The organism is Rhizobium sp. AC44/96, from assembly GCF_001692185.1.
Classification (GTDB): Bacteria; Pseudomonadota; Alphaproteobacteria; order Rhizobiales; family Rhizobiaceae; genus Rhizobium.
The window spans coordinates 169,515-194,160 of record NZ_LXKO01000041.1 but is presented as its reverse complement, the minus strand read 5'-3'; the positions used below and the strand labels follow the sequence as shown (position 1 = coordinate 194,160).

At 60.4% G+C, this 24,646-nt stretch carries 26 protein-coding genes; 13 read left to right on the top strand and 13 right to left on the bottom strand.

Annotation, left to right across the window (positions count from 1 at the left end; all coding sequences use genetic code 11):
* The first annotated feature begins 41 nt into the window (after positions 1 to 41).
* The 3 genes from trxA to A6U87_RS27820 all read left to right on the top strand — a co-directional run bounded on the left by trxA (position 42) and on the right by A6U87_RS27820 (position 1,977).
* Complete coding sequence (gene trxA, locus A6U87_RS27830; RefSeq protein WP_065694552.1) at positions 42 to 1,007, top strand: thioredoxin; 966 nt, start codon at positions 42 to 44, stop codon at positions 1,005 to 1,007.
* 100 nt (positions 1,008 to 1,107) lie between these two features.
* Positions 1,108 to 1,779: an LON peptidase substrate-binding domain-containing protein gene (locus tag A6U87_RS27825; protein ID WP_065694551.1), complete on the top strand. Its 672-nt coding sequence runs from the start codon at positions 1,108 to 1,110 to the stop codon at positions 1,777 to 1,779.
* A gap of 9 nt (positions 1,780 to 1,788) precedes the next feature.
* A complete protein-coding gene (locus A6U87_RS27820; protein ID WP_065694550.1) occupies positions 1,789 to 1,977 on the top strand; it encodes a Trm112 family protein in 189 nt (62 codons plus the stop codon).
* Here A6U87_RS27820 and A6U87_RS27815 read toward each other — a convergent pair.
* Positions 1,974 to 3,221: a ubiquinone biosynthesis hydroxylase gene (locus A6U87_RS27815; RefSeq protein ID WP_275078424.1), complete on the bottom strand. Its 1,248-nt coding sequence runs from the start codon at positions 3,219 to 3,221 to the stop codon at positions 1,974 to 1,976. The genes A6U87_RS27820 and A6U87_RS27815 overlap by 4 nt on opposite strands.
* 53 nt (positions 3,222 to 3,274) lie before the next feature.
* On the opposite strand from A6U87_RS27815, the gene tesB reads away from it, so the two are divergent.
* From tesB to A6U87_RS27785, 6 genes are all read left to right on the top strand, one after another.
* Complete coding sequence (tesB, locus tag A6U87_RS27810; RefSeq protein ID WP_065694548.1) at positions 3,275 to 4,159, top strand: acyl-CoA thioesterase II; 885 nt, start codon at positions 3,275 to 3,277, stop codon at positions 4,157 to 4,159.
* A gap of 210 nt (positions 4,160 to 4,369) precedes the next feature.
* The gene (locus A6U87_RS27805; protein WP_065694547.1) at positions 4,370 to 4,720 is read left to right on the top strand and encodes a P-II family nitrogen regulator; all 351 of its coding nucleotides are present in this window, start codon (positions 4,370 to 4,372) and stop codon (positions 4,718 to 4,720) included.
* Between the two features lie 27 nt (positions 4,721 to 4,747).
* Positions 4,748 to 6,112, top strand: coding sequence for an ammonium transporter (locus A6U87_RS27800; protein WP_065694546.1), 1,365 nt, complete (start codon positions 4,748 to 4,750; stop codon positions 6,110 to 6,112).
* A 242-nt stretch (positions 6,113 to 6,354) separates the two neighbouring features.
* Positions 6,355 to 9,027 carry a DNA translocase FtsK gene (locus tag A6U87_RS27795; RefSeq protein ID WP_065694607.1) on the top strand — a complete coding sequence of 891 codons (2,673 nt, stop codon included), beginning with the start codon at positions 6,355 to 6,357 and terminating at the stop codon, positions 9,025 to 9,027.
* A gap of 137 nt (positions 9,028 to 9,164) precedes the next feature.
* Positions 9,165 to 9,839 carry an outer membrane lipoprotein carrier protein LolA gene (locus A6U87_RS27790; protein ID WP_065694545.1) on the top strand — a complete coding sequence of 225 codons (675 nt, stop codon included), beginning with the start codon at positions 9,165 to 9,167 and terminating at the stop codon, positions 9,837 to 9,839.
* A 150-nt stretch (positions 9,840 to 9,989) separates the two neighbouring features.
* Positions 9,990 to 10,793: an exodeoxyribonuclease III gene (locus A6U87_RS27785; RefSeq protein WP_065694544.1), complete on the top strand. Its 804-nt coding sequence runs from the start codon at positions 9,990 to 9,992 to the stop codon at positions 10,791 to 10,793.
* A 23-nt stretch (positions 10,794 to 10,816) separates the two neighbouring features.
* Here the strand turns inward: A6U87_RS27785 and A6U87_RS27780 are convergent, their stop codons facing one another.
* Both A6U87_RS27780 and A6U87_RS27775 read right to left on the bottom strand, forming a co-directional pair.
* Positions 10,817 to 11,272, bottom strand: a complete 456-nt coding sequence (locus A6U87_RS27780; protein ID WP_065694543.1) for a cyclic nucleotide-binding domain-containing protein — start codon at positions 11,270 to 11,272, stop codon at positions 10,817 to 10,819.
* 1 nt (position 11,273) lies between these two features.
* Positions 11,274 to 11,957, bottom strand: a complete 684-nt coding sequence (locus A6U87_RS27775) for a response regulator transcription factor (RefSeq protein ID WP_065694542.1) — start codon at positions 11,955 to 11,957, stop codon at positions 11,274 to 11,276.
* A 142-nt stretch (positions 11,958 to 12,099) separates the two neighbouring features.
* Here A6U87_RS27775 and A6U87_RS27770 point away from each other — a divergent pair, with 142 nt between their 5' ends.
* Positions 12,100 to 12,648, top strand: a complete 549-nt coding sequence (locus A6U87_RS27770) for a L,D-transpeptidase (RefSeq protein WP_065694541.1) — start codon at positions 12,100 to 12,102, stop codon at positions 12,646 to 12,648.
* 132 nt (positions 12,649 to 12,780) lie between these two features.
* Positions 12,781 to 13,611 carry an aldo/keto reductase gene (locus A6U87_RS27765; RefSeq protein WP_065694540.1) on the top strand — a complete coding sequence of 277 codons (831 nt, stop codon included), beginning with the start codon at positions 12,781 to 12,783 and terminating at the stop codon, positions 13,609 to 13,611.
* A gap of 30 nt (positions 13,612 to 13,641) precedes the next feature.
* Here A6U87_RS27765 and A6U87_RS27760 read toward each other — a convergent pair whose 3' ends face one another.
* From A6U87_RS27760 to A6U87_RS27745, 4 genes are all read right to left on the bottom strand, one after another.
* The gene (locus A6U87_RS27760; RefSeq protein WP_065694539.1) at positions 13,642 to 14,205 is read right to left on the bottom strand and encodes a histidine phosphatase family protein; all 564 of its coding nucleotides are present in this window, start codon (positions 14,203 to 14,205) and stop codon (positions 13,642 to 13,644) included.
* Between the two features lie 119 nt (positions 14,206 to 14,324).
* A complete protein-coding gene (gene leuC / locus A6U87_RS27755; protein ID WP_065694538.1) occupies positions 14,325 to 15,734 on the bottom strand; it encodes a 3-isopropylmalate dehydratase large subunit in 1,410 nt (469 codons plus the stop codon).
* Positions 15,735 to 15,980: 246 nt separating this feature from the next.
* Complete coding sequence (locus A6U87_RS27750) at positions 15,981 to 16,805, bottom strand: amino acid ABC transporter permease (RefSeq protein ID WP_065694537.1); 825 nt, start codon at positions 16,803 to 16,805, stop codon at positions 15,981 to 15,983.
* A gap of 18 nt (positions 16,806 to 16,823) precedes the next feature.
* Entirely contained in the window at positions 16,824 to 17,621 is a 798-nt protein-coding gene (locus tag A6U87_RS27745; RefSeq protein ID WP_065694536.1) for a transporter substrate-binding domain-containing protein, read from the bottom strand.
* Between the two features lie 297 nt (positions 17,622 to 17,918).
* Here A6U87_RS27745 and A6U87_RS27740 point away from each other — a divergent pair, with 297 nt between their 5' ends.
* The gene (locus tag A6U87_RS27740; RefSeq protein ID WP_065694535.1) at positions 17,919 to 18,362 is read left to right on the top strand and encodes an SRPBCC family protein; all 444 of its coding nucleotides are present in this window, start codon (positions 17,919 to 17,921) and stop codon (positions 18,360 to 18,362) included.
* A gap of 69 nt (positions 18,363 to 18,431) precedes the next feature.
* Here the strand turns inward: A6U87_RS27740 and A6U87_RS27735 are convergent, their stop codons facing one another.
* Together A6U87_RS27735 and rplS are read right to left on the bottom strand one after the other, a co-directional pair.
* Positions 18,432 to 19,310 (bottom strand): aldo/keto reductase family oxidoreductase, encoded by an 879-nt coding sequence (locus A6U87_RS27735; RefSeq protein WP_065694534.1) that lies wholly within the window; start codon positions 19,308 to 19,310, stop codon positions 18,432 to 18,434.
* A 197-nt stretch (positions 19,311 to 19,507) separates the two neighbouring features.
* The gene (gene rplS, locus A6U87_RS27730; protein ID WP_065694533.1) at positions 19,508 to 20,050 is read right to left on the bottom strand and encodes a 50S ribosomal protein L19; all 543 of its coding nucleotides are present in this window, start codon (positions 20,048 to 20,050) and stop codon (positions 19,508 to 19,510) included.
* A gap of 344 nt (positions 20,051 to 20,394) precedes the next feature.
* Here rplS and A6U87_RS27725 point away from each other — a divergent pair, with 344 nt between their 5' ends.
* Positions 20,395 to 21,852 (top strand): NCS1 family nucleobase:cation symporter-1, encoded by a 1,458-nt coding sequence (locus A6U87_RS27725; RefSeq protein WP_065694532.1) that lies wholly within the window; start codon positions 20,395 to 20,397, stop codon positions 21,850 to 21,852.
* A 73-nt stretch (positions 21,853 to 21,925) separates the two neighbouring features.
* Here the strand turns inward: A6U87_RS27725 and A6U87_RS27720 are convergent, their stop codons facing one another.
* The 4 genes from A6U87_RS27720 to rpsP all read right to left on the bottom strand — a co-directional run bounded on the left by A6U87_RS27720 (position 21,926) and on the right by rpsP (position 24,609).
* Positions 21,926 to 22,729 carry a class I SAM-dependent methyltransferase gene (locus tag A6U87_RS27720; RefSeq protein WP_065694531.1) on the bottom strand — a complete coding sequence of 268 codons (804 nt, stop codon included), beginning with the start codon at positions 22,727 to 22,729 and terminating at the stop codon, positions 21,926 to 21,928.
* Between the two features lie 120 nt (positions 22,730 to 22,849).
* Positions 22,850 to 23,530 carry a tRNA (guanosine(37)-N1)-methyltransferase TrmD gene (gene trmD / locus A6U87_RS27715; protein ID WP_065694606.1) on the bottom strand — a complete coding sequence of 227 codons (681 nt, stop codon included), beginning with the start codon at positions 23,528 to 23,530 and terminating at the stop codon, positions 22,850 to 22,852.
* An 8-nt stretch (positions 23,531 to 23,538) separates the two neighbouring features.
* Positions 23,539 to 24,123 carry a ribosome maturation factor RimM gene (gene rimM, locus A6U87_RS27710; protein ID WP_065694530.1) on the bottom strand — a complete coding sequence of 195 codons (585 nt, stop codon included), beginning with the start codon at positions 24,121 to 24,123 and terminating at the stop codon, positions 23,539 to 23,541.
* Positions 24,124 to 24,240: 117 nt separating this feature from the next.
* On the bottom strand, positions 24,241 to 24,609 hold the full coding sequence (gene rpsP / locus A6U87_RS27705) for a 30S ribosomal protein S16 (protein WP_037182500.1): 369 nt from the start codon (positions 24,607 to 24,609) through the stop codon (positions 24,241 to 24,243).
* Positions 24,610 to 24,646: the final 37 nt, after the last annotated feature.

Genomic DNA, 24,646 nt, shown 5'->3' with positions numbered 1-24,646 from the left:
GCGCTAGAAAAGCCGGCTGACCGGCGCGGCGGGAGATACCAATGAGCGGCAACGACAATCCTTACAGCAATTCATTTGGCCAGATGTCGGCAACGGCAAGCTATGGCGCGGCACCTGAGCAGGCGGCAGGGAGCTATATCAAGGATACGACGACCGCGACTTTCGCGAAGGACGTTCTGGAAGAGTCTCGCAACCAGCCGGTTCTGGTCGATTTCTGGGCTCCCTGGTGCGGGCCGTGCAAGCAGTTGACGCCGATGATCGAAAAGGTGGTCAACGAGAGCCAGGGCCGCGTCAAGCTGGTCAAGATGAACATTGACGATCATCCGTCGATCGCGGGCCAGCTCGGCATTCAGTCGATCCCTGCCGTGATAGCGTTCGTCGGCGGGCGTCCGGCCGATGGCTTCATGGGTGCCGTGCCGGAAAGTCAGATTCGTGAGTTCATCGACCGCGTTGCCGGCCCCGCGGGTGCCGATCAGGCGGCCGAAATCGAAGCGGTGCTGAAGGAAGCCGACGAATTGCTGGCTTCGGGCGACGTCAATGGCGCTGCGCAGCTCTACGGCGCTATCATGCAGGCCGATCCCGAGAACGCCAAGGCGCTTGCCGGCATGGCGGAGTGCATGATCGCGGCGAACCAGCACGAGCGGGCGCGCGAGGCGCTCACGGATCTGCCGGAAGACATGGCGAAAGACGCGTCCGTCCTGGCTGTTCTCAAGAAGCTTGAGCAGATCGAGGAGGCGCGCAAGCTTGGTGATCCCGTAGCGCTCGAGCACGAACTGGCGCGCAACCCTGATGATCATGAAGCCCGGGTGAAGCTTGCGAAGATCCGCAATGTCGAAGGCAAGCGCGACGAGGCCGCCGACCACCTGCTCTACGTCATGCGCAAGGACCGCACGTTCGACGATGACGGCGCACGCCGCCAGCTGTTGCAGTTCTTTGATGTCTGGGGCTTCAAGGATCCCGCGACGGTAGCTGCGCGACGCAAGCTTTCGGCGATGCTCTTCTCCTAAGTTTCGGCAAAGGGACTTGCGTTTTCGAAGGCGTACCCCACATTCCCGTTAGTGCGGGGGCAAGGTGTTGCGCCCTGCCAGTGGCGCGGGACTAGACTCTATGCAAGTGGGGAATGCACGATATCTCAAACCAGGTGATCTGCCGGACTCGATCGCTGTTTTTCCCTTGAGCGGTGCCCTTCTCCTGCCCACCGGCCAGTTGCCCCTCAATATCTTCGAGCCACGTTATCTCGCGATGTTCGATGCGGCGATTGCAGGAAATCGGCTGATCGGAATGGTGCAACCGGCACTCGGTGAAGCTGACGAAAAACCCGGTGAAGGCCATCTTGCCTCTGTTGGGTGCCTGGGACGGATCACCTCCTTCGCCGAAACTGGTGACGGGCGCTACATCGTATCTCTGACGGGCGTCTGCCGCTTCCGACTTCTTGAGCAGAAGGATACGCACCAGCCATACCGTACCTTCCGTATTGCTCCGTTCATCGCGGATCTCTCGGCACGTGACGAGGAAGATGCGGTCGATCGTGGCGCTCTGCTGGCTGCGTTCAAGGCCTATCTCGACGCCAACAAGCTTGAGGCCGACTGGGAGAGTGTGGAGCGCGCCAGCAATCTCACGCTGGTCAATTCCCTGGCGATGATGTCACCCTTCGGGCCGGCGGAGAAGCAAGCGCTGCTCGAAGCACCTGACCTTAAAACACGCGCGGAAACGCTGATCGCGATCACCGAGATTGTGCTTGCACGTGTTTTCGGAGACTCGGATACCGTTCTGCAGTAGAGTGTTGGCATGGACGAAAAACTCAGTCGCGTGGACCCCAAGCTTCTCGAATTGCTGGTTTGCCCCCTAACGAAGGGCCGGCTTTCCTATGACCGCGAGCACAACGAGCTCGTCTCGGAGAAGGCGCGCCTCTCCTACCCGATCCGCGACGGCATACCGATCATGCTGGTCTCAGAAGCGCGGCGGCTTGACGACTAGATCGCCTGGCCGGTGAGCAGACGAGGGTTCTCGTTGGCCGCGGTGCCCGCCGCCTGGCCGATAAAGAACGACTTCAGGCCAGGCAGCCGATCGACGATCCCTAGACCGAAATCCCGTGCGATACGGATCGGCGCCAGATCGTTGGAAAACAGCCTGTTCAACACATCGGTCGTAACGCCCATTCGGAACGTATCGAAACGGCGCCAGGACTGATAGCGCTCGAGAATGTTTATCGAGCCGATATCCAGGCCGAGCCGGTCGGCGTCGACGATGGTCTCCGCAAGTGCTGCAACGTCCTTAAAGCCGAGGTTCAATCCCTGGCCAGAAATCGGGTGGATACCATGCGCAGCGTCGCCGGCGAGGGCAATGCGCGGGGCGACGAATGCGCGCGCAAGTGTCAGTCCCAACGGGAAGGCGCGTTTCTCGCCGATAACCTTCAGCGCGCCGAGCTTGTGGCCGAAGCGGCGCTCCAGTTCTTCCTCGAAAACAAGCTCGTCGGATCTGACCAGCCGGTCGGCTTCGTGCGTGGCCTCTGTCCAGACCAGCGAGGAACGATTTCCCTTGAGCGGAAGGATGGCGAAGGGCCCGGCGGGCAAGAAATGCTCCTCGGCGCAGCCGTTATGGGGACGTTCGTGCTCGACGGTCGCAACGATCCCGGATTGACCGTAATCCCAGCTGACGGTCTTGATTCCCGCCAGTTCTCGAAGATGGGAGCGGACGCCGTCGCAGGCAACCACGAGGCGGGCCGCAATGACGCTGCCGTCGGATAGCGTCACCTCGGCGTGTGTGTCCTCGGTCTTCAGGGCGGTTGCGGCAACGCTGTGCCGAATTTCGATGCCAAGGCGTTCGCAGCAGCCGCGCAGCGCCCGGACCAGTTCAACATTGGGAACCATGTGCGCGAAGGGCTGGCCCTCCGCCACTTCGCCATCGAATGTGAGGAAGACGGGGCGGACCGGATCGGACGTTTTCGAATCAGTGACGACCATGCGGTTTATCGGCTGCGCCGAGGGTGCGATCTCGTCCCAGATGCCGAAAACCTCGAGCATCTTCGTTGCCGCCGCGATGATGGCGGATGCCCGCATATCCTTCTGCCAGACGGCTTCGGGCGCCGCCTCCACGACGATGACGTCGCGGTGGGGGGCTGCCTGTTTGACCGCGACGGCAGCCGAAAGGCCAACATAGCCCGCGCCAACAACCAGCATGTCCCGCATAGCGTTTCGTTCCATTCCTTGTGAATATCGTATTGATCTATATAGATCATCGCCGCTGCACTTCCTACCGTCCGGAGCCGTACAAAATGACGCGCGACATCGAAAAACCGACCGCCATGGAAACCCTGATCGCCACGCTCGATCTCGAGCCGATCGAGGTCGATATCTTCCGCGGCACAAGTCCTCAGGTCGGTTGGCAGAGGGTGTTTGGAGGGCAGGTGATCGCGCAGGCCCTGATGGCCGCGCAGCGCACCGTGGATCGCGAGCGCCGCGTGCATTCGCTGCACGCTTATTTCATGCGACCGGGCGACCCGTCGGTGCCGATCATCTATCAGGCTGAACGGATCCGCGACGGTGCGAGTTTCAATACGCGTCGCGTCGTCGCAATCCAGCACGGAAAAGCGATCTTCGCCCTTTCGGCCTCGTTCCAGATCGAGGAGCCGGGCTTCGATCACCAGATCGGCATGCCGGACGTGCCGTCGCCGGAGGAACTGATGGACGAGCGGCAAATCAGCTCGCAGTTCCTTGCGGGCGCCCCGCCCGCCATCCGCAACTACTGGGAGCGCGAGCGTCCGATCGAGATCCGACCCGTTTCCCTCACGCACTACGTCTCGGACAAGAAGCTCGATCCCTTCCAGCATGTCTGGGTCCGTGCGACCGGTTCGGTTCCCGACGATCTGCATTATCAGACCGCGATCCTGGCTTACCTCTCCGACATGACGCTGCTGGATACGTCCCTCTATCCGCATGGGACGTCGATCTTCAACCAGTCGATCCAGGTTGCCAGCCTGGATCACTCGATGTGGTTCCACCGCCAGGCAAAGATGGACGACTGGATGCTCTATACGCAGGACAGCCCTTCTGCATTGGGCGCGCGAGGGTTGACCCGAGGTAGTCTGTTTACGCGAAACGGTATCCTGATTGCGTCCGTGGCACAGGAAGGCCTGATTCGTAAAAGAGCAGATGAATAAATAATATGCAGTCTTGTGCATTTGCGCTTTTTTTGAGCGATTATTAGGCAATCATTTGCCTGTTTATTGGTTTTGCCAAATATAGCTTTTATTTTTCAATAACTTATTTTCCATTTTGAATCTGGCACGCCCCTTGAATGTATATCCCCGGTCGCTGCTCGTTAACGTCAGCGGCAAGGAGAGTCGGCTCCGCGCCGAGGATAACGAAGGATGGGAAACCAGATGAAAATTGTGATGGCCATTATCAAGCCGTTCAAGCTCGATGAGGTGCGTGAAGCCCTCACCGCGATCGGCATTCAGGGCCTGACCGTGACCGAAGTAAAGGGATACGGGCGCCAGAAGGGACATACCGAAATCTATCGCGGCACCGAATACGCGGTCAGCTTCCTGCCGAAGCTGAAGATCGAGATCGCGGTCGCATCAGAACTCGTCGACAAGGCTGTCGAGGCTATCGCGTCATCCGCGAAGACCGGCCAGATCGGCGACGGCAAGATCTTCGTTTACTCGATCGACCATGCCGTGCGCATCCGTACCGGCGAAACCGACTCAGAAGCGCTGTAAGAACGGTAGAGCAAGGAGCTTTTCTCTATGTCAATTTCAAAGTTTTCTCCCACTCTGGCGCGCCTTGCCACTGCGTCCGCAGCGCTTCTGGCGCCGGTCGTTGCCTTCGCGCAGGATGCCGCCACCGCGGCTGCTCCGGCTGCCGCCGCTGCGCCCGTTCCTGACAAGGGCGACACCGCCTTCATGTTCATCTCGACCCTGCTAGTTTTGTTCATGATTTTGCCCGGCCTAGCGCTGTTTTACGGCGGCCTCGTGCGCGCCAAGAACATGCTGTCCGTGCTGATGCAGTGCACGATGGTCGCCAGCGTCCTGATGTTGATCTGGGTCATCTACGGCTACTCGTTCGCTTTCGGCGGTTCCGACAGCCCTTACTGGGGCGGTACGGCAAAGCTGTTTCTCTCTGGCGTAACCAAGGACTCGACGGCTGCGACCTTCTCGCAGGGCGTTGTCATTCCTGAGTTCATCTTCGCGATGTTCCAGATGACCTTCGCAGCGATCACGCCCGCCCTGATCGTCGGCGCCTTTGCTGAGCGCATCAAGTTCTCGGCTGTCGTACTGTTCTGCGCACTGTGGGCAACCTTCGTCTACTTCCCGATCGCTCATATGGTCTGGGACGCAAACGGCCTGCTCTTCAAGATGGGCGCGCTGGACTTCGCAGGCGGTACCGTCGTTCACATCAACGCCGGCGTTGCCGGTCTGATCGGCGCGATCATGGTCGGCAAGCGTACCGGCTTCGGCAAGGACATGATGGCTCCGCATTCGATGACGCTGACCATGGTTGGTGCATCCATGCTCTGGTTTGGCTGGTTCGGCTTCAACGCCGGCTCCAACCTGGAAGCTTCGGGCGGTGCAATGCTCGCAACGGTCAACACCTTCGTTGCAACGGCCGCTGCTGTGGTTTCCTGGTCTGCCGTTGAAACGCTGACCCGCGGCAAGGCCTCCATGCTCGGCGGCGCTTCCGGTATGGTTGCCGGTCTCGTCGCGATCACGCCTGCTGCCGGTATCGTCGGTCCGATGGGCGCCATCATCATGGGCCTGATCGTTTCGCCGCTTTGCTACTTCTTCGTCTCTGTCGTGAAGAACAAGTTCGGCTACGACGACACGGCTGACGTCTTCGGCGTCCACGGCATCGGCGGCATGTTCGGCGCAATCGCCACCGGCATCTTCGCCAGCGCGTCGCTGGGCGGTGTTGGCTATGCAGAAGGCGTCACCATGGGCGGTCAGGTCATGACGCAGCTGACGGCGATCGCCACCACCATCGTATGGTGCGGCGTCGGTTCGGCGATCCTCTACAAGGTCGTCGACATCATCGTCGGTCTGCGTGTGTCCGTCGAGGCAGAACGCGAAGGTCTCGACCTCGCAACGCACGGCGAAGCTGCTTACCACTCCTAATCAAAGGCATTGCGGCGCTCGTTCAAGGGCGCCGCTGAACAGCCCGTCGCGGCCTATTCGAACTGTTTAAGCCGCTTTTGGCCCGAGCCCTCACAGGTTCGGGCCTTTTTTGTTTCCGGATGCTGGATGCAGCCTGCATGGTTAACATCGCTTTAACCGTCCTTTGATTAGGTGGAGCGGACGCATTGGGCGCGAAGCGCATTGGCGATTCGCACGCTTTCAAGCATTGGACGGGTACACACATGGCAAGAAGCACATCGCCAGCAATGGATGGCCGGCCGGACCGTTTCTCCCTTTCGGGGTTCATGTTCCGGCAGGCGCAGACCCTTTTGGGCTTCGCTATCTTTTTGTTGCTGGCATTGGCGGTTGCAGCTCTCGCAACGTGGAATGTTGCCGATCCGAGCTACTCCTATGCGACAGGCAACGAGCCGACCAACATTCTCGGCTATGGCGGCGCCGCCTTCGCGGATATCCTCATGCAGTTCTTCGGGCTGGCCAGCGTCGTGGCGCTGCTGCCCGTCGTGGCCTGGGCGCTGGCGCTGATTTCCGGCCGTCGTTTTACCCGGATTCCGGCGCGCGCCGCGGCATGGGGCCTTGGCTCGGTGTTGTCGTGTGCTGTGCTTGGTTGCTTCCCGCCGCCCCTCACCTGGCCGATCCCGAATGGTATCGGTGGTGTCATCGGCGACATGATCCTGCGCTTCCCGGCGCTCTTCGTCGGCGCCTATCCGACTGGTGCCTTCGCCACAGCCGTCGGCTGTGTGTTTGCCGTTCCCTGTGTCTGGATGATGCTGTTTGCGGCCGGCATTGTTGGCCGTACCGAGGAGGAAGAGGCCGAAGAGGAAGAAGAGAACTATGCGGCGAGCCGCTCGAAGCTCCGGTCGGTCGGCGATGAGGATGAGGACGAAGAAGAAGGCGGTTGGCTTGCCTTCGGCGCCCTGACGCACGCCTGGTACATGAGCCAGGCGCGGATGCGCCGCCTGCTCGGCATGGGACCACGCAAGCGCCGGCAGGATGACTTCGAATCGCCGTACGACTTCAACGACGACGAATTCGGCAAGCTGAACGAACCCGTTCGTGCGAAGACGCCCACGGCACGTGGCGAACGGATGGATCCTTCGATGGAACCGCGCGCTGCCTCGCAGCGCCGCATCGTTTCTGCGCCCTCGATCTCTCTCAATGACGACGAAGACGGCGACATGCCGTTCGACAGCGACATGCCGCCACGCCCGGCCGATATCCTTCCCGATGATGACGACGACGGCTGGATGATGCGCGCCCCTGCCAAGCAGGCCGGTGGCCGCCCCGAGCCGCGGGTCGTGCAGCCGTCAGCCCGTCCGAAACCCGGCGCACGCGTCGAGCGCGAACAGCAGGGTTCGTTTATTCGCCCAGAAGGCTTCCAGCTGCCGTCGATGCATCTGCTGGCCGAGCCGAAAAATGTCGTGCGTGATTCAACGCTGTCGGCCGATGCTCTTGAGCAGAACGCCCGCATGCTCGAGGGCGTGCTTGAGGACTTTGGCGTCAAGGGCGAGATCATTCATGTTCGCCCCGGCCCCGTCGTCACGCTCTACGAACTGGAACCTGCGCCCGGCATCAAGTCTTCGCGTGTCATTGGCCTTGCCGATGACATCGCCCGCTCGATGAGCGCGATCGCCGCCCGCGTTGCCGTCGTTCCCGGCCGCAACGCGATCGGTATCGAATTGCCGAACTCGACCCGTGAGACCGTCTATCTGCGTGAGCTCATTGCCTCGCGCGATTTCGAGGGCTCGAAGGCCAAGCTCGCCATGGCGCTCGGCAAGACGATCGGCGGCGAAGCCGTCATCGCCGACCTCGCCAAGATGCCGCACCTGCTGGTTGCCGGTACCACCGGTTCCGGTAAATCCGTCGCCATCAACACGATGATCCTGTCGCTGCTCTACCGCCTGACGCCGGAGCAGTGCCGACTGATCATGATCGATCCGAAGATGCTCGAACTGTCGGTCTATGACGGCATTCCGCATCTGCTCTCGCCTGTCGTCACCGATCCCAAGAAGGCCGTCGTGGCGCTCAAGTGGACCGTCCGCGAGATGGAAGAGCGCTATAAGAAGATGTCGAAGATCGGTGTGCGCAATATCGACGGCTTCAACAGTCGTGTCGAGCAGGCGCTGGCCAAGGGCGAAGTGATCTCGCGCACGGTGCAAACGGGCTTCGATCGCCACACCGGCGAGGCGATGTACGAGACCGAAGAATTCGACCTGCAGCCGATGCCTTACATAGTCGTCATCATCGACGAAATGGCCGACCTGATGATGGTGGCCGGCAAGGATATCGAAGGCGCGGTGCAGCGTCTGGCGCAGATGGCGCGTGCGGCCGGCATCCACGTCATCATGGCGACGCAGCGGCCCTCCGTCGACGTCATCACCGGCACGATCAAGGCCAACTTCCCGACCCGCATCTCCTTCCAGGTGACGTCGAAGATCGACAGCCGCACGATCCTTGGTGAACAGGGCGCCGAACAGCTGCTTGGCATGGGCGACATGCTCTACATGGCCGGCGGCGGCCGCATCCAGCGTGTCCATGGTCCTTTCGTGGCCGACATGGAAGTCGAGGAAATCGTTGCCTATCTGAAGACGCAGGGCTCGCCGCAGTACCTCGACGCCATCACTGCCGATGACGACGAGGACGGCGATTATGGTGGCGGTCCCTCCGGCACATCCAACCTCTCCGATTCCGATGATCCCTATGATCAGGCCGTCGCAATTGTATTGCGTGACGGAAAGGCTTCGACGTCGTATATTCAGCGCAGGCTGGGTATCGGTTACAACAGAGCCGCTTCGTTGATCGAGCGGATGGAGCAGGAAGGCATCATCGGGCCGGCAAACCATGCAGGCAAACGTGAGATCCTCGTTCCTACCGAAGGCGACGTCCTGGACCGCTAAATATCGGAGATTGTTTCCGTGCAACTGGCCTTCACGGAAACCTGATCGCTCGCAAAGCGTTACCTTCCGCAGGCTTGCGAATACGCCATGAAGACGCCGCGTTTCAGCAGCATGCAGATTGCATAGAGGAGATATTGATGACCCACTCCGATTCATACCTGGACCGTATTTCGCTGACCCGGCGCCATATGCTCGGCGCAATGGTAGTCGCTGCGGCCTCCACGGCGATCCCTTTGACCGTTTTCGCGCAGGCGGCGTCGGCCGCTTCGAATAACGCGACAGCGCAGGCGATCGCCGATCACTTTTCCAGTGTCGCGACAATGCAGGGCGAGTTCGTCCAGTTCGGCCCGCGCGGCGAGCAGACAGGCGGCAAGTTCTATATCCAGCGTCCCGGAAAGCTTCGCTTCAACTACGACAATCCGTCGCCGATCCGTGTGATTGCTGACGGAAAGAATGTCGCGGTCGGCAACATGAAGCTCAAGACCTGGGATCTTTACCCACTGTCGAAGACGCCCCTCAGCCTCCTTCTGGCGCAACGCATCGACCTGTCGGCGGGTTCAGTGAAGAGCGTGAAGGTCGAGTCGGACCTCACCACGATTGCCTTGGGCAACAATACCGTATTCGGCAATTCGACGATCACCATGATGTTCGACCCGAAGACATACGATCTGCGGCAGTGGACTATCACCGACAACCAGGGCAAGGACACCTCCGTGATGGTCTTCAACGTCAAGACCGGCGTCCAGTTCGACGACAAGGTCTTCAAGGTGCCTTACGAAGTTATTCCGGGTACAGCCGCTTACCGCGACTGACCCCGGGGTACAGCCGCGTACCGCGGCTGACCCATCCGGCCCGTGACAAGGCGCCTTGCATTCGCGGGGCGCTTTTTCTTTGTCTATGTCCGTTCCATCCGCGCAGGCTTTGTTCTAAAGCCAGTCCAATCGCGTTTGAAAGGGAGTCGAATGGGTTTCTCGATCACCACCTGGAATATCAATTCCGTTCGGCTTCGCATGCCACTCGTTGAGCAGTTGGTGCTGAAACATCGGCCCGATATCCTTTGCCTTCAAGAAACCAAGGTGCCGAACGAGCTCTTTCCCCACGCTCCGCTCCGCGCCATGGGCTATGAGCACATCATCATCCACGGCCAGAAGGGCTACCATGGTGTTGCGATTGCTTCGCGGTTTCCGCTGACGGAAGACCACCGTCAGGATTACTGCAAGGTCGGCGACGCGCGCCATATCTCGGCGGTTTTCGAGCGCGGCGGCCGTCGCATTCGTCTCCACAATTTCTACGTTCCGGCTGGTGGCGACGAGCCCGATCGGGAGATCAATGCGAAGTTCGGTCACAAGCTTGATTTCATCGAGGAAATGAAGCTGCTCAAGGCGAACGGCGAGGTTGGTACGTCGTCAATTCTCGTCGGCGATCTCAACATCGCGCCGCACGAGCACGACGTCTGGTCACACAAGCAGCTTCTGAAGATCGTAAGCCACACGCCTGTCGAAACCGAGGGCTTGCTTGACGTGATGAAGCGCGGTGCATGGCTCGATCTGATGCGCCAGCAGGTTCCAATCAATGAGAAGCTCTACACATGGTGGAGCTATCGGGCGAAGGACTGGGAAGCGGCCGATCGTGGCCGCCGCCTGGATCATATCTGGTCGTCGGCCGATCTCGGGCCACATTTGCAGCGGATCGACGTCGTCAAGGAAGCCCGCGGCTGGGAACGCCCGTCCGACCATGTGCCTGTGACGGCGCATTTCGATCTCTAGGCAACCAGCCAAGAGCAGTTCAGTCAGGAAAAGCGATGAAGCTCGGCGGCGGCTTTTGCCGCCAGAGCGGCGATATTGTCGCGGATACGCGCTTCGATCAGGAACGCCGCCTCGGGATATTCCTCGATCAGGCGATGAAACAGCGATCGCGTGATGCGGATGACGCCTGCATCCTCTTTCGCGATCGCCGTGAACTTGCGCTCGACCAGGGTGACCAGTGCGAGCTCGGATAGCAACGTACCCTCGCCAACGTTCGCATGCACCTCAGGCTGGCCATCGCGGCCGGTTCGGCTGAGCTCGACCGTACCGCTCAGGACAACATAGGCGCTTTCGGCCGGCGACCCCTCGCGGAACAGCATCTGCCCCTGAGAGATCGTGCGCCGATCGGCGCCGAAGGCGATCAGCCGAAGCTGATCCTCCGACATTCCGTTGAACAGTGGCAGCTGCGACAGCAGCCGGATATCGTCGTTCAGTGCCATCTTACGGTATGATCTTGTAGCCGCCGTTTTCCGTCACCAGAATCTCGGCATTTGACGGATCGCGCTCGATCTTCTGACGCAGGCGATAGACATGGGTTTCCAACGTGTGCGTCGTTACGCCCGAATTGTAACCCCAGACTTCCTCAAGCAGCACATCGCGGGTCACAACCTTCTGCTCGGCGCGATAGAGATACCGGATGATCGCGGCCTCTTTTTCCGTAAGGCGGATCTTCTGGCCGTTGTCGGTCGTCAGGAGCTTCTGGCTCGGCTTGAATACATAGGGGCCAACGCTGAACGTGGCGTCCTCGCTCTGCTCGTGCTGGCGCAGCTGCACGCGGATGCGAGCCAGGAGCACGGCGAACCGGAACGGCTTGGTCACGTAATCGTTAGCGCCGGCTTCGAGGCCCAGGATCGTGTCCGAATCGGTATCATGGCCGGTCAGCATGATGATGGGCGCCTTCAAGCCTCCCTTGCGCAGCAGCTTGACGGCCTCGCGGCCGTCCATGTCAGGCAGCCCAACATCCATGATCAGCAGATCGATCGGCGTTGCGCGAGCGCGTTCAACGCCCTTTGCAGCTGTTGCTTCCTGCAAAACAGTAAACTCGTCGTACAGCGACAGCTGTTCCGTGAGTGTTTCGCGGAGGTCATCGTCATCGTCCACCAATAGAATGGTGCGTGCGGTCATGCGGCTCTGTCCTCGCCATCTGGTTCCTTAGTCCTACGCCAATTTCGATCATTGGCAAAGATCAGGAGACCAAGCTGTTGTCGTATATGGTGCTATATGATTTCAATCTTACCCCAAGCAATTGCCAAGACATGTGAGAAAGATGGAAAAAACAAGGCGGTCGCGCGCTATACAATCCACGATCATTACCGTTCGACCAGCACCGGGTCAGAAAAGCCGTGCATTGGTTCAATTCGGTGCAATCGTCGTGCCTGCCGCGATTGGCCGTTCGGGCCGGACTGTGTTGAAACGTGAAGGTGATGGTGCAACACCGATCGCATCGATGAAAGTGCTGTCCGGCTTTCGGCGCGGAGACCGGCCGACACGCCTGCAGACCCCACTGCCGATTCGCCGGATTCGCGGAGGCATGCTGTGGTGCGACCAGCCTGAGGACCCCAACTATAATCGCCTGGTCAAGGCGCCGTTCCGGCCCAGCCACGAGGAGATGAAGCGTCAGGACGGGCTTTACGACGTCTGCCTCGTCATGGACTGGAACGTCACCTCGCGCGCACGCAATCGCGGCTCTGCCATCTTCTTCCACCTGATCAAGCCGGGCTATGAGCCGACGGCGGGCTGTGTTGCTGTCCACCCTCGCGATATGCGTCGCCTGCTGCCGTTTATACGCAAGGGTACGGTCGTCCGCGTTCTCTAGCGTGGGGGTGATAATCGAGGTTTGATGACCTATATGCGTCACCACCGGCGCTTGGGCCGAATGCGCGCAGGAAAACCGGGGCTGCGGGTCAATATACCCGATCGAATTCAATGATTCTTGCGGAGACTTAGTGTGGCAGAACAATCCATCATTACCTTTCATGACGGACATTCCATTCCCCAGGTCGGCCTCGGTGTGTGGCGGACGCCCGATGACATTGCGGCGCCGACCGTGCGGACGGCAATTGCTGCCGGTTACCGCCATGTCGACACGGCGGCCGTCTACGAAAACGAGGATGGCGTTGGCGAGGGCATTCGTTCCTCCGGCGTCGACCGTAAGGACATCTTTCTGACGACGAAGCTTTGGAACAATGATCAGGGTTACGAATCGACCCTCAAGGCCTTCGAGAAGAGCTTGAAGCGGCTCGGCACCGACTATGTCGATCTTTATCTGATCCATTGGCCCGCGCCGACGCGTAATCGCTATGTCGATAGCTGGAAAGCCCTGATCAAGCTGAAGAAGGATGGCCTTGCGCGTTCGATCGGCGTCTCGAACTTCTATCCCGAGCATATCGAGCGCCTGATCACCGAAACCGGTGTCGTGCCTGTTATCAACCAGATCGAGCTGCATCCTGATTTTCAGCAGAAGGTCGCGCAGGAGGCTCACAAGAAGCTGAACATCGTCACGCAGTCCTGGAGCCCCCTTGGTCAGGGCAAGCTGATCGACCATCCTGTCATCGGCGCAATCGCCAAGAAGCATGGCAAGACACCGGCGCAGGTGATCATTCGCTGGCATATGGATAGCGGCCTCGTTGTCATTCCGAAATCGGTGACGCCATCGCGCATCGTCGAGAACTTCGAGGTCTTCGACTTCAAGCTCGATGGCGAAGACATGGGCGTGATCGCCAAGCTCGACAACACCGGCGCTCGCATCGGGCCGGATCCGAAGACAGCAACATTCTGACTACGGCAGGGCGGCGCAAGCCGCCCTTTTTCATTCATGGTTGGAGAGCGCTGCGGCGAGTACGCGGGGCGTGACGAAACGTTCAAGTCGCCCGCTGCCCGACGATACGTCCGCCCAGCCGTCGGCCTCGAAGGAAATGACGGCGAGGCCACCCGTGGGAAATTTCTCTGATATCTGTTTGCGCATCTCGGCATCACCGCTACCGACAAGCCAATTCGCAAAATCCTGAAGACCGGGATTGTGTCCCACCATCATCACGGTTCGGTCATTCGGATCCACCGCTGCGAGAATGTCGACCAGACGGGTGGTTGAGGCTTCGTAGAGCTCGGGGACGTCCTGCCGGGGGATCGGGTGTGGCAGCTCCTTCGCCACCAGCTTCCATGTCTCCTGCGTACGCCGCGCCGTGGAGACCAGAACACTGTCGGGAAAGAGCCGCTCCCGCGCCATATAGGCGCCGATCATCGGAGCAGCCTTGAGCCCACGGTCGGCCAGCGGACGGTCGTGGTCTTCGACATCAGGTGGCCAGGCGGATTTGGCATGTCGCAGAAGAAAGAGATATCGCCGGCTTGGCGAGGGGCCGCTTTGTGTTTTCATGTCGCTCACCCGAAAAGTGCAGGCAAAGGTCTGTCGGTGTCATTGTCTCACCGAAGGCGCGGCATGTCTTGCGGAGATAGGATGTCTCCCTCACCGGATGGCGAGGGAGACGATAGCAGTTAGTTCCACTCGCGGATATCGACGAAGTGGCCGGCGATCGCCGCAGCTGCCGCCATGGCCGGCGAGACCAGATGCGTGCGGCCCTTGAAGCCCTGACGGCCTTCGAAGTTGCGGTTGGACGTCGATGCGCAACGTTCACCCGGCTTCAGGCGGTCGTCGTTCATGGCCAGGCACATGGAACAGCCAGGCTCGCGCCAGTCGAAACCGGCAGCCTTGAAGATCTTGTCGAGCCCTTCCGCTTCTGCCTGTTCCTTCACGAGGCCGGAGCCTGGAACGATCATGGCGTTGACGGTCGAAGCAACGGTCTTGCCTTCGACGACCTTGGCGACTTCGCGCAGATCTTCGATACGGCCGTTCGTGCAGGAGCCGATGAAGACGCGGTCCAGCGTGATGTCGGTCATCTTGGTGCCGGGCTTCAGGCCCATGTAGTCGAGCGCGCGCCACTTGGAGCTACGCTTGTTCTCGTCCTGGATCTCGTCCGGGTTCGGAACGACGCCCTGTACGGAGATGACGTCTTCAGGCGAGGAGCCCCAGGATACGATCGGCGGCAGAGAAGCGGCGTCGAGAACGACGACGCGGTCGTAGTGAGCGCCTTCGTCGGTCTGCAGCGTCTTCCAGTAGGCGATTGCCTGCTCCAGCGTTTCGCCCTTCGGCGCGCGCGGCTTGCCCTTGATGTACTCGAAGGTCTTTTCGTCAGGCGCGATCAGGCCGGCGCGGGCGCCGCCTTCGATCGTCATGTTGCAGATCGTCATGCGGCCTTCCATCGACAGCGCGCGAATGGCTTCGCCCGCGAATTCGATGACGTGGCCCGTGCCGCCGGCAGTACCGATCTCGCCGATGATGGCAAGGATGATGTCCTTGGCGGTGACGTGCGGCGGAAGCTGGCCATCGACACGCACGAGCATGTTCTTGGCCTTCTTCTGGATCAGCGTCTGGGTGGCGAGAACGTGCTCGACTTCCGAGGTGCCGATGCCGTGCGCCAGCGCGCCGAAAGCGCCGTGGGTCGACGTGTGGCTATCGCCGCAGACGATCGTCATGCCAGGCAGGGTAAAGCCCTGCTCGGGACCAACGATGTGAACGATGCCCTGACGCTTGTCGTTCTCGGAGTAGTACTCGACGTTGAACTCGGCGGCATTGATGGCAAGCTGCTCGACCTGGATGCGGCTTTCCTCGTTCTTGATGCCGAGGTGGCGATCAGGCGAGGTCGGAACGTTGTGATCGACCACGGCCAGCGTCTTTTCCGGCGCGCGAACCTTGCGGCCGGTCATGCGCAGGCCTTCGAAAGCCTGCGGCGAGGTGACTTCGTGGACCAGGTGGCGGTCGATATAGAGAAGACAGGTGCCGTCTTGCTGCTCGTCGACCAGATGGTCGTCCCAGATCTTGTCGTAGAGGGTACGCGGTGCGCTCATGGCGGTAGGTCCGTTTTTGGATGCGTATGGATAGATGGAGCTTTAATGGCGGACAGGTCCGCCGGCCGTCATTCGATCAACGAAGTCGGCTGTTGAGTGCGCCGGAAACGGCCGCAAAAAAGCGTGCCGGCAGACGATAGTGATCCTGCAGCACGAAAACATGGGCGCCAATGCAACTGAACTTGGATTCCATGAGCCGTCACATATCAATTTTTGGCGACGGCGGCAATTCGAATCGTTCAGCCGCTATCGACGTTCCTTCCCGCGCATTCGTTTCTCCACTTGCCTCAGGGCAAGCGACAGCCCGATCGTCAGGATCAGGTAGATATAGGTGACGATCGAGTAGGTTTCAAAGAAGCGGAACGAGCCGGATGCGTAGATCTTGCCCATCTGGGTGATGTCGGAAACGCCGAGGACGGACACAAGGGACGAGTCTTTCACCATCGCCACGAAGTCGTTGGAGAGCGGCGGAAAGATCACCTTGATCGCTTGCGGAAAGACGACGAGGCGGAAACGGTGATAGCGCGACAGGCCGAGCGCCTTGGCCGCCTCGATCTGTCCGTGGTCAACGGACTGGATGCCGGCGCGGAAGACTTCGGCGATGAACGAGGAATAGCCGATCATCAACGCAATGATCGCCCGCCACATCAGGGAAAAGTCGCGCACCATGATCGGCTCTGCGAGGCCAGCGCGAACCAGCGGCGTGATGATCACGTTGTAGGCCGCAACGATGGCGGGTGCGCCGACGAAGGCGACATAGAACAGCAGTACCAGCATGGGGACGCCGCGGATGACCTCGACGTAGAAGCGTGAGATCTGCCTGAGGATGACGCTGTCGGAGAGGCCGAGCAGGGCGATGCCGAGACCGAGAATGATGGCGAGCGCAAAGCCCACCAGTGTCACGAATATGGTGATGCCGACACCGTTGAAAACGGTGCGGAAAACCTGGGCGTAGATATCGTTGGTGACAATCACGACGGCAAGGATGATGCCGATGACGACGAGGGCGACCAACCACCAGGGGTAGTCGCCCTTGCTATGTCCGCCGGGAGCCGGCTGCGGAGCTAACATTGAGGAACGGAGGCCTTGTTATTCGCCCATCTTGTAGTCGAGGAACCACTTCTTGTTCAGTGCATCGAAGGTACCGTCGGCCTTGAGGCTCGCAATAGCGGCGTTGACCGGCGCGACAAGATCCGAACCCTTCGGGAAAATGAAGCCGAAGTCCTCGGTGCCAAGCGGACCGCCAATGACCTTCAGGCCACCGTTCGAGGCATCGACATAGCCCTTGGCGGCAACGCTATCAGTCAAGACCACATCGACGTCGCCGGCCTTGAGAGCCTGCACGGTTGCGCCGAAGGTCTCGAACAGCTTGATGCGCGGGTTCTGTTCATTGCCGTCGAGGATTTCGTAGACAGCCGTGTAGAAGGGCGAGGTGCCTGGCTGCGCGCCGACCAGACCATCATTGAAGGCGCCAAAGGTCTTGGCGTCGGTGAAGCGACCCTCATCGCCGCGCACCAGCATGAACTGCTGCGAGCGCATGTAGGGATCGGAGAAGTCCACCTTGGCCTTGCGGTCATCCTTGATGGTGATGCCGGTCATGCCGATGTTGTACTGATTGTCGGAGACTGCCTGGATCATCGCGTCCCAGCTGGTGTTCTGGTATTCGACCTTGAAGTTCAGTCGCTTGGCGATCTCGTTCATCGCGTCATATTCCCAGCCGATTGCCTTGCCCGACTTCGGATCGACGAACTGCAACGGGGGATACGCATTCTCGGTGACGACGACGACGCTCTTGCCCTTCAGATCAGGCAGATCGGCAGCCAGGGTTGCCAGCGGCGACAGGATGAGAGCGGTCAGTCCAGCAAGGACGGTGCGGCGGAACGGCATTGAATTATCTCCCCAAAATTTAGCTCGCGGAACCTGTCATAGTTGCGAAGCCGATGGCAAGAGGATTGGCGCGCGGCGACGCCGGAAAACCGGAATGACGGCCTAAAAACCGGGGATTTGTGGGAAGGAAATTCGTGGGTCGTGTGTCTCTTGTATAATGCTCCCCCAGAGGGGCGGAAGCTTCGGTTCCACTCATCGGACATTCCACTTGAACAAAAAGCCGATCGCATGTCGGATTGGCGGGGCCGCGTCCGTCCTTGGGACTGACACACGGTATCAATCTAGGAGGAGCAAGACATGCCCAGTACCGTCCGCCTGCACCGCGTTCTCGCGACCAAGCCGGAGAAGGTCTATCGCGCCTTTCTTGAAGCCGACGCGCTGGCCAAATGGCTTCCACCGAACGGCTTTGTCTGCACCGTCCATCATCTGGAGCCCGTCGTCGGCGGTACGTTCAGAATGTCGTTCAGGAATTTCACGACAGGCAACAGCCATGCCTTTGGCGGCGAATATACCGAACTCGTCGAAGGCCAGCGCCTCCGCTACACCGACCGCTTCGACGATCCCAACCTGCCGGGCCAAATGGACGTGACGATCAACCTGAAGAAGGTCTCGGTCGGGACCGAGGTGGATATCGTTCAGGCCGGCATTCCCGACCTCATCCCGCCGGAAGCCTGCTATCTCGGCTGGCAGGAATCGCTGCGCAACCTCGCCCGGCTGGTCGAGCCCGAGATCGCCGAGTAATCGGACGCCAGCCAGCTTCGGAACGAAAGGGCGACCAAAGGCCGCCTTTTCGTTCATCGCGTATGTTTTCTAGATGGTCTCGCCCGATGCGATGCTGTCGAGTTTCTCGATGGCGTCTGCCGGCAATGTAATGTCGGCGACCGCGAGATTTTCCCTGAGATGGGCGCGCGACGAGGTTCCAGGGATCAGCAGGATGTTGGGCGCGCGTTGCAGGAGCCAAGCCAGGGCGACCTGCATTGGTGTCGCGCCGAGCGAGACCGCGACATCAGAAAGAGCTGAAGACTGCAGCGGCGAGAAGCCGCCAAGCGGGAAGAATGGGACATAGGCAGTCCCTTGCGCCGCGAGCTGTTCGATCAGAGCATCATCCTGGCGGTGCGCAAGGTTGTATTGGTTCTGGACGCAGACGATCTCCGTGATCTTGCGGCCATCGGCGATTTGCCTGGCTGTGACGTTGGACAGACCAATGTGCTTGATAAGGCCCTGGCGCTGCAGATCGGCGAGAACGGTCAGTGGCTCTTCCAGTGACCCTTCTGCAGGGCCGTGGACATCGAACATCGCACGCAGATTGACCACATCGATAACGTCAAGCCCGAGATTGGTGAGGTTGTCGTGGATCGCCTGCGCTAGCGCTTCTCGCGAGAAGGCTGGGTTCCACGATGCATCCGTTCCACGCGTCGCTCCCACCTTGGTCACGATGACGAGGTCATCCCTGTAGGGATGCAGTGCGTCGCGGATGATCTGGTTGGTGACGTGCGGTCCATAGAAGTCGCTGGTGTCTATGTGGTTGACGCCGCTTTCGACCGCTTCGCGCAACACGGCGATCGCTTCCGCGCCATCCCTTGGTGGCCCGAAGACGCCTTTGCCGGCAAGCTGCATGGCGCCGTAGCCGAGGCGCAGCACCGTGCGGTCGCCAAGCGTGAATATGCCTGATTTTTCGAGATTGGACATTGTCTACTCCGTTTCAACACAGAGCAGACATAGGGCAGCCCGCTGTTTGCGATAACCGGACACTTGCTGCACGGGCTGTTCGGAATTTTGAACAATGGCTGATGGAGCGGCGCGATTAACGCGTAACCGGTGCCACCATGCGCAACAAAAAAGGCGACCCGAAGGTCGCCTTTTCTTCAATCCCTGAGGATTGAAACTTATTCTGCTGCCGGCTCGGCTGCAGCGGCAGCAGCTGCTTCTGCAGCGGCCTTGGCTTCAGCGGCTTCCTGTGCTGCCTTTTCGGCTGCCAGCGCCTGAGCTGCTGCAACCTTTTCGGCTTCCAGGCGTGCCTTTTCCTCAGCAATAGCCTGACGCTCTGCGTCGTTGAGCTTGCGGGCGCGAACGCCGGTGTCTTCAACGATACGGGCAGACTTACCGCGACGGTCGCGCAGGTAGTAGAGCTTCGCGCGACGGACCTTACCGCGGCGAACGACTTCTACGCTTTCGATTGCCGGGGAGTAGACCGGGAATACGCGCTCGACGCCTTCGCCGTAGGAGATCTTGCGGACCGTGAAGTTTTCCTGCAGACCGCCGCCGGAGCGAGCAATGCAAACGCCTTCGTAGGCCTGAACGCGCGTACGCGAACCTTCAGTAACCTTCACGTTGACGCGGACGGTATCGCCCGGGGAGAATTCCGGGAGCGTGCGCTTGGCTTCGATCTTGGCGACCTGTTCGGCCTCAAGCTGCTGAATGATGTTCATGACTCAACCTCTTTGTTGGTTCAACAGCCAGAGCGCTCTGACGATCTATCCTTGGTCGAGCCGCAGATATTTGCCGGTGAGGGCAGGAGCGAATTCGTCTGTTTTTCTTTGCGTGGTTGATGGGAGTTTTCCCATTCCGGGCGTGCGCATACCGCATTGCGGAGGCTTTGTCACCCCTTGGTCCTGAAATTTCACGGGCATTCGCCGTCAGATGCGGCCTTTTCCGGCGCTGCACAATATCAAGTCTGTGACTCATTTGATTAAATATTTGTCAAATGCACACGTCGAGAGCAGATTCGTGCATGGATCAAATTGTGATCCGTGGGAGTTTCGGAGGGGAATGAATGACAATAAACAATCCGTCGTCCTCATTGCATAACGAGGACCTGGCGCCTGCTACGGAGAGGAAGTGGGGCGCCTTCAGCATCTTCAATGTGTGGACCTCAGACGTTCACAGTTTGTGGGGCTATTATCTCGCCGCCAGCCTTTTCCTGCTGTGCGGCAGCTTCATCAATTTCGTCATCGCGATCGGCATCGGGTCGCTGGTGATCTTCTTCCTGATGAGCCTCGTCGGCAATGCCGGCGTGAAGACCGGCGTCCCGTTCCCCGTGCTGGCGCGTGCCTCGTTCGGCACCTTCGGCGCCAATGCACCGGCGCTCGTCCGAGCGGTCGTCGCATGCTTCTGGTACGGTGCGCAAACGGCGGCGGCATCAGGCGCGATCGTCGCTCTCCTCATTCGCAATGAGAGCATTCTCGCCTTTCATCAGAACAATCATCTGCTCAACCATTCGACGCTCGAGGTCATCTGCTATGTCGTCGTCTGGGCGCTGCAGCTCCTGATCATCCAGCGTGGGATGGAGACGGTGCGCAAGTTCCAGGATCTTGCCGGTCCTGCCGTCTGGATCATGATGCTCGTCCTCGCCGTCTATCTGGTGATCAAGGCGGGCACCTTCTCCTTCGGCAGCGAAATCCCGCGCGACGTGCTGCTCGAAAAGACCAGGGATGCCGGCGTTCCCGGTGAGCCTGGCTCCTTTCCCGCACTCGCCGCTGTCGCAGCAACCTGGATCACCTACTTTGCGGCGCTCTATCTGAATTTCTGCGACTTCTCGCGCTATGCCAAAGACGTGAAGACGTTGCGCAGGGGCAATCTCTGGGGCCTGCCGATCAACCTGCTCGCCTTCTGCCTAGTGGCGGGCGTCACCACGACGGCGGCCTTTACCGTCTACGGCGAGGTGCTGCTCCATCCGGAAGCCATCTCGGCCAAGTTCGACAGCTGGTTCCTGGCGCTGCTCGCGGCACTCACCTTCGCGGTGGCCACGCTCGGCATCAACGTCGTCGCCAACTTCGTGTCGCCGGCCTTCGACTTCTCGAACGTCTTCCCGAAACACATCAGCTTCAAGCGTGGCGGCTTCATCGCGGCGCTGATCGCGCTGGTGCTTTATCCGTTCGCCCCGTGGGAAACGGGTGCGGCGCACTTCGTCAACTTCATTGGGTCGACCATGGGCCCGATCTTCGGCGTGATGATGGTGGACTACTATCTGATCCGGAAGGGCGAGCTCAACGTTCCGGCACTCTATCGCGAGGATGGCGAATTCCGCTTCCAGGGCGGCTGGCACGTCAATGCTTTCATCGCGTTTGCGATCGGCGCGCTGTTCTCCTCGATCCTGCCGACCTTCACGTCGGTCCTGCCGCAATGGTGGGGGACTTACGGCTGGTTCTTCGGCGTCGGTATCGGCGGCGGGGTCTACTACATCCTGCGCATGAGCACCCGCGGTTCCGCCGTCGGCGCTGCATCGCGATAAACGGCATGCCCGGCTTCGGCCGGGCATTTTTCTGCGTCGTCGTCCCCATCCGCATCAGGGACGGCGGCGTTCCTCAGCCCGGCACGACGCCGCGACAGGCCCAGGCGACCGATGCAAAGGAGCGCGGCCCGTCCGGCCTGCCCGCCTCGTAGGCGCCCCGCACCGCCGCTTTCAGCCGCTCCCGTAAACCCGCCTCAAGATTGGAGACGTAGTGGCCGAGCGGTCCGTCTCCGCCGGTAAACGGCATCCAGTAGTCGTCGAAGGACTGGTAATCCATGCGGATCAGCAACGAAGTTTGCTCGACCGACGCCAGCCCCTGGCTGACGAAGCTGTTCTTCATCTCGTCGGGCGCCGTCATCGGGCGGAAGCAATAGTTGCGCCGGAAATCATGGCTGTTTTCGTCCAGAACGGCGGCGGTATCGAGCATCATCCGCATCCCGGGCATGCCGCCCATGTGGTCCCACACCGCGGCCGCGACCACGCCGCCCGGCCGCACCACCCGCCGCATCTCGGCAATGGCCTTGTCCGGGTCGGAGACGAAGTGCAACACCAGCAGGCAAAGCGCCAGGTCGAAGGCCTTATCCTCGAAGGGGAGCGCCGTCGCATCCGCCTGCCGGACACTGATGCGTGGATCGGTATTGGTGCGGGCGACCTCGTCGACGAAGATCGGCGAGTAATCGATCGCGACGATCTCCTTGATCTTCGCTGCTTGCGGTAGGAAGAAGGTCAGACTGCCGTTACCGCAGCCAACATCTAGGACCCGCTCGCCATCCGAAAGCCCGGCGAAATCGACGAATAGTAGAGCGAGCCGCTTGCTCCAGCGGCCCATAAGCTGCTCGTATCCCCCTGCACTGCGGACATTGAAGCTCGATGTCATGGCAGCCTCCCTGTGCGGAGGGCTGAAAATAGACCCCGTGGAACGGCGTCGCAAGAGGCAGCGCCATCCGCTAGCGCGGTAACGCTTGTGGGCTCGCGAGGTTAAGTTGTCCCGGGCAAACTAGTCTTCCAGGAGATCCGGCCGCCGTTCGCGGGTCAGTTTTATTGCCTGCTCGCGGCGCCATTTGTCGATGGCTCCGTGGTTGCCCGAGGTGAGAATGGCAGGGATCTCCCGACCTTCCCATTCCTGCGGGCGGGTGTAGTGCGGATGTTCCAGCAACCCGCCCTCAAAGCTCTCGTGCAGGCCGGAGAGGTCGTTGCCCATGACACCGGGCAGGATGCGAACGATGGCGTCGAGCACGGTCAGCGCCGCCGGTTCGCCGCCCGAGAGTACGTAGTCGCCGATCGACACCTCTTCCAATTCGCGCGCGTCGATCACCCGCTGGTCGACGCCCTCGAAGCGGCCGCAGACGATGATGACGCCGTCGCCGGATGCCAGTTTGCGAACGCGCTCCTGTGTCAGCGGCTTGCCGCGCGGGCTCATCAGCAGGCGAGGACGGCTGTCGTTTTCCGAAACGGTATCGATGGCGCGGGCAAGCACGTCAGGCTTCAGCACCATGCCGGCGCCGCCGCCGGCGGGCGTGTCATCGACAGTGCGGTGCTTGTCGGTGGCGAAATCGCGGATCTGCACGGCGTCGATCGCCCATTGGCCGCGTTCCATCGCCTTGCCGGCAAGGGAATAGCCGAGATGACCCGGAAACATTTCCGGGTAAAGCGTCAGCACCGTTGCCCGGAATGCCATCGCGTCGCTCACTTCTTCTTTTTCGGCTTGTCGTTATCAGGCTCGTCCGGCGTGAACTTCGGGCTGTCGTCGTTGCTGTCGACGAGACCTGCCGCCAGCGGATCGATGGTGATCTTGCCGCCTTCGAGGTCGATTTCCAGCACCGAGGCCTCTGAGAAGGGGATCAGCACCGGACGCTTGCCGGGTCCCTTGATCTCCAGGAGGTCGCCGGCGCCGAAGTCGAAGACGCCGGTCACCTTGCCGTAGCTGACACCGCTGTCATCCAGCGCTTCCAGGCCCTCGAGATCGGCGTAGAAGAATTCGTCTTCTTCCAGTTCGTCGTCGGGCAGGTTGTCGCGCTCGATATAGAGTTCCAGGCCGTTCAGAGCCTCGGCCGCGTTGCGGTCATTGACGCCACGGAAGCGGACGACGACCACATTCTTCATCTCGCGGATTTCGAGAATTTCGAAGGTGCGACCGTCCATGCTGTGCAGGTGGCCGTAATCGCCGAGCGCGGTCGGATCGGCCGTATAGGCCTTGGCGCGCACTTCGCCGCGAATGCCCTGTGCACCGCCGATCGTTGCCATCAGCACCGGATTTTCAAGCTTTGTCATGGCGTCCCTAGTGTGAAGCCGGAGGTTTGGTTTCTCATAACCGAACTCAGCGGGAATGGAAACGAAAACGGGCGGCATGTCGCCATGCCGCCCGTTTCATGAAGGGAAGATCCCGAATTATTCCGCGGAAGCAGCAGCTTCTGCAGCGTCGGCGATCTTCTGAGCCTTTTCAGCTGCACGCTCCTGAGCGCGCTTGCCGGGCTTTGCCTTTTCCGGGTTGTTCTTGGCTTCGCGCTTTGCGAGGCCAGCTTCGTTCAGGAAGCGCAGAACGCGGTCGGTCGGCTGTGCGCCCTGGTCGAGCCAATGCTTGATGCGGTCGGCGTCGAGCTTGACGCGAGCGTCGTTGTCCTTGGCGAGCATCGGGTTCCAAGAACCGAGGTTCTCGAGGAAACGGCCGTCGCGCGGCGAACGGGCGTCGGCGAGAACGATGTGGTAGTACGGGCGCTTCTTGGAACCACCGCGTGCGAGACGAATTTTCAGTGCCATTTTCTTTACTCCTTGGACTTTTCTGGACCGCCTGATC

Coding starts and splice junctions, on each gene's coding strand:
- trxA (WP_065694552.1), top strand. CDS start 42: ATGAGCGGCAACGACAATCCTTACAGCAATTCATTTGGCCAGATGTCG.
- A6U87_RS27825 (WP_065694551.1), top strand. CDS start 1,108: ATGCAAGTGGGGAATGCACGATATCTCAAACCAGGTGATCTGCCGGAC.
- A6U87_RS27820 (WP_065694550.1), top strand. CDS start 1,789: ATGGACGAAAAACTCAGTCGCGTGGACCCCAAGCTTCTCGAATTGCTG.
- tesB (WP_065694548.1), top strand. CDS start 3,275: ATGACGCGCGACATCGAAAAACCGACCGCCATGGAAACCCTGATCGCC.
- A6U87_RS27805 (WP_065694547.1), top strand. CDS start 4,370: ATGGGAAACCAGATGAAAATTGTGATGGCCATTATCAAGCCGTTCAAG.
- A6U87_RS27800 (WP_065694546.1), top strand. CDS start 4,748: ATGTCAATTTCAAAGTTTTCTCCCACTCTGGCGCGCCTTGCCACTGCG.
- A6U87_RS27795 (WP_065694607.1), top strand. CDS start 6,355: ATGGCAAGAAGCACATCGCCAGCAATGGATGGCCGGCCGGACCGTTTC.
- A6U87_RS27790 (WP_065694545.1), top strand. CDS start 9,165: ATGACCCACTCCGATTCATACCTGGACCGTATTTCGCTGACCCGGCGC.
- A6U87_RS27785 (WP_065694544.1), top strand. CDS start 9,990: ATGGGTTTCTCGATCACCACCTGGAATATCAATTCCGTTCGGCTTCGC.
- A6U87_RS27780 (WP_065694543.1), bottom strand. CDS start 11,272: ATGGCACTGAACGACGATATCCGGCTGCTGTCGCAGCTGCCACTGTTC.
- A6U87_RS27775 (WP_065694542.1), bottom strand. CDS start 11,957: ATGACCGCACGCACCATTCTATTGGTGGACGATGACGATGACCTCCGC.
- A6U87_RS27770 (WP_065694541.1), top strand. CDS start 12,100: ATGGAAAAAACAAGGCGGTCGCGCGCTATACAATCCACGATCATTACC.
- A6U87_RS27760 (WP_065694539.1), bottom strand. CDS start 14,205: ATGAAAACACAAAGCGGCCCCTCGCCAAGCCGGCGATATCTCTTTCTT.
- leuC (WP_065694538.1), bottom strand. CDS start 15,734: ATGAGCGCACCGCGTACCCTCTACGACAAGATCTGGGACGACCATCTG.
- A6U87_RS27750 (WP_065694537.1), bottom strand. CDS start 16,805: ATGTTAGCTCCGCAGCCGGCTCCCGGCGGACATAGCAAGGGCGACTAC.
- A6U87_RS27745 (WP_065694536.1), bottom strand. CDS start 17,621: ATGCCGTTCCGCCGCACCGTCCTTGCTGGACTGACCGCTCTCATCCTG.
- A6U87_RS27740 (WP_065694535.1), top strand. CDS start 17,919: ATGCCCAGTACCGTCCGCCTGCACCGCGTTCTCGCGACCAAGCCGGAG.
- A6U87_RS27735 (WP_065694534.1), bottom strand. CDS start 19,310: ATGTCCAATCTCGAAAAATCAGGCATATTCACGCTTGGCGACCGCACG.
- rplS (WP_065694533.1), bottom strand. CDS start 20,050: ATGAACATCATTCAGCAGCTTGAGGCCGAACAGGTCGCCAAGATCGAA.
- A6U87_RS27725 (WP_065694532.1), top strand. CDS start 20,395: ATGACAATAAACAATCCGTCGTCCTCATTGCATAACGAGGACCTGGCG.
- A6U87_RS27720 (WP_065694531.1), bottom strand. CDS start 22,729: ATGACATCGAGCTTCAATGTCCGCAGTGCAGGGGGATACGAGCAGCTT.
- trmD (WP_065694606.1), bottom strand. CDS start 23,530: ATGGCATTCCGGGCAACGGTGCTGACGCTTTACCCGGAAATGTTTCCG.
- rimM (WP_065694530.1), bottom strand. CDS start 24,123: ATGACAAAGCTTGAAAATCCGGTGCTGATGGCAACGATCGGCGGTGCA.
- rpsP (WP_037182500.1), bottom strand. CDS start 24,609: ATGGCACTGAAAATTCGTCTCGCACGCGGTGGTTCCAAGAAGCGCCCG.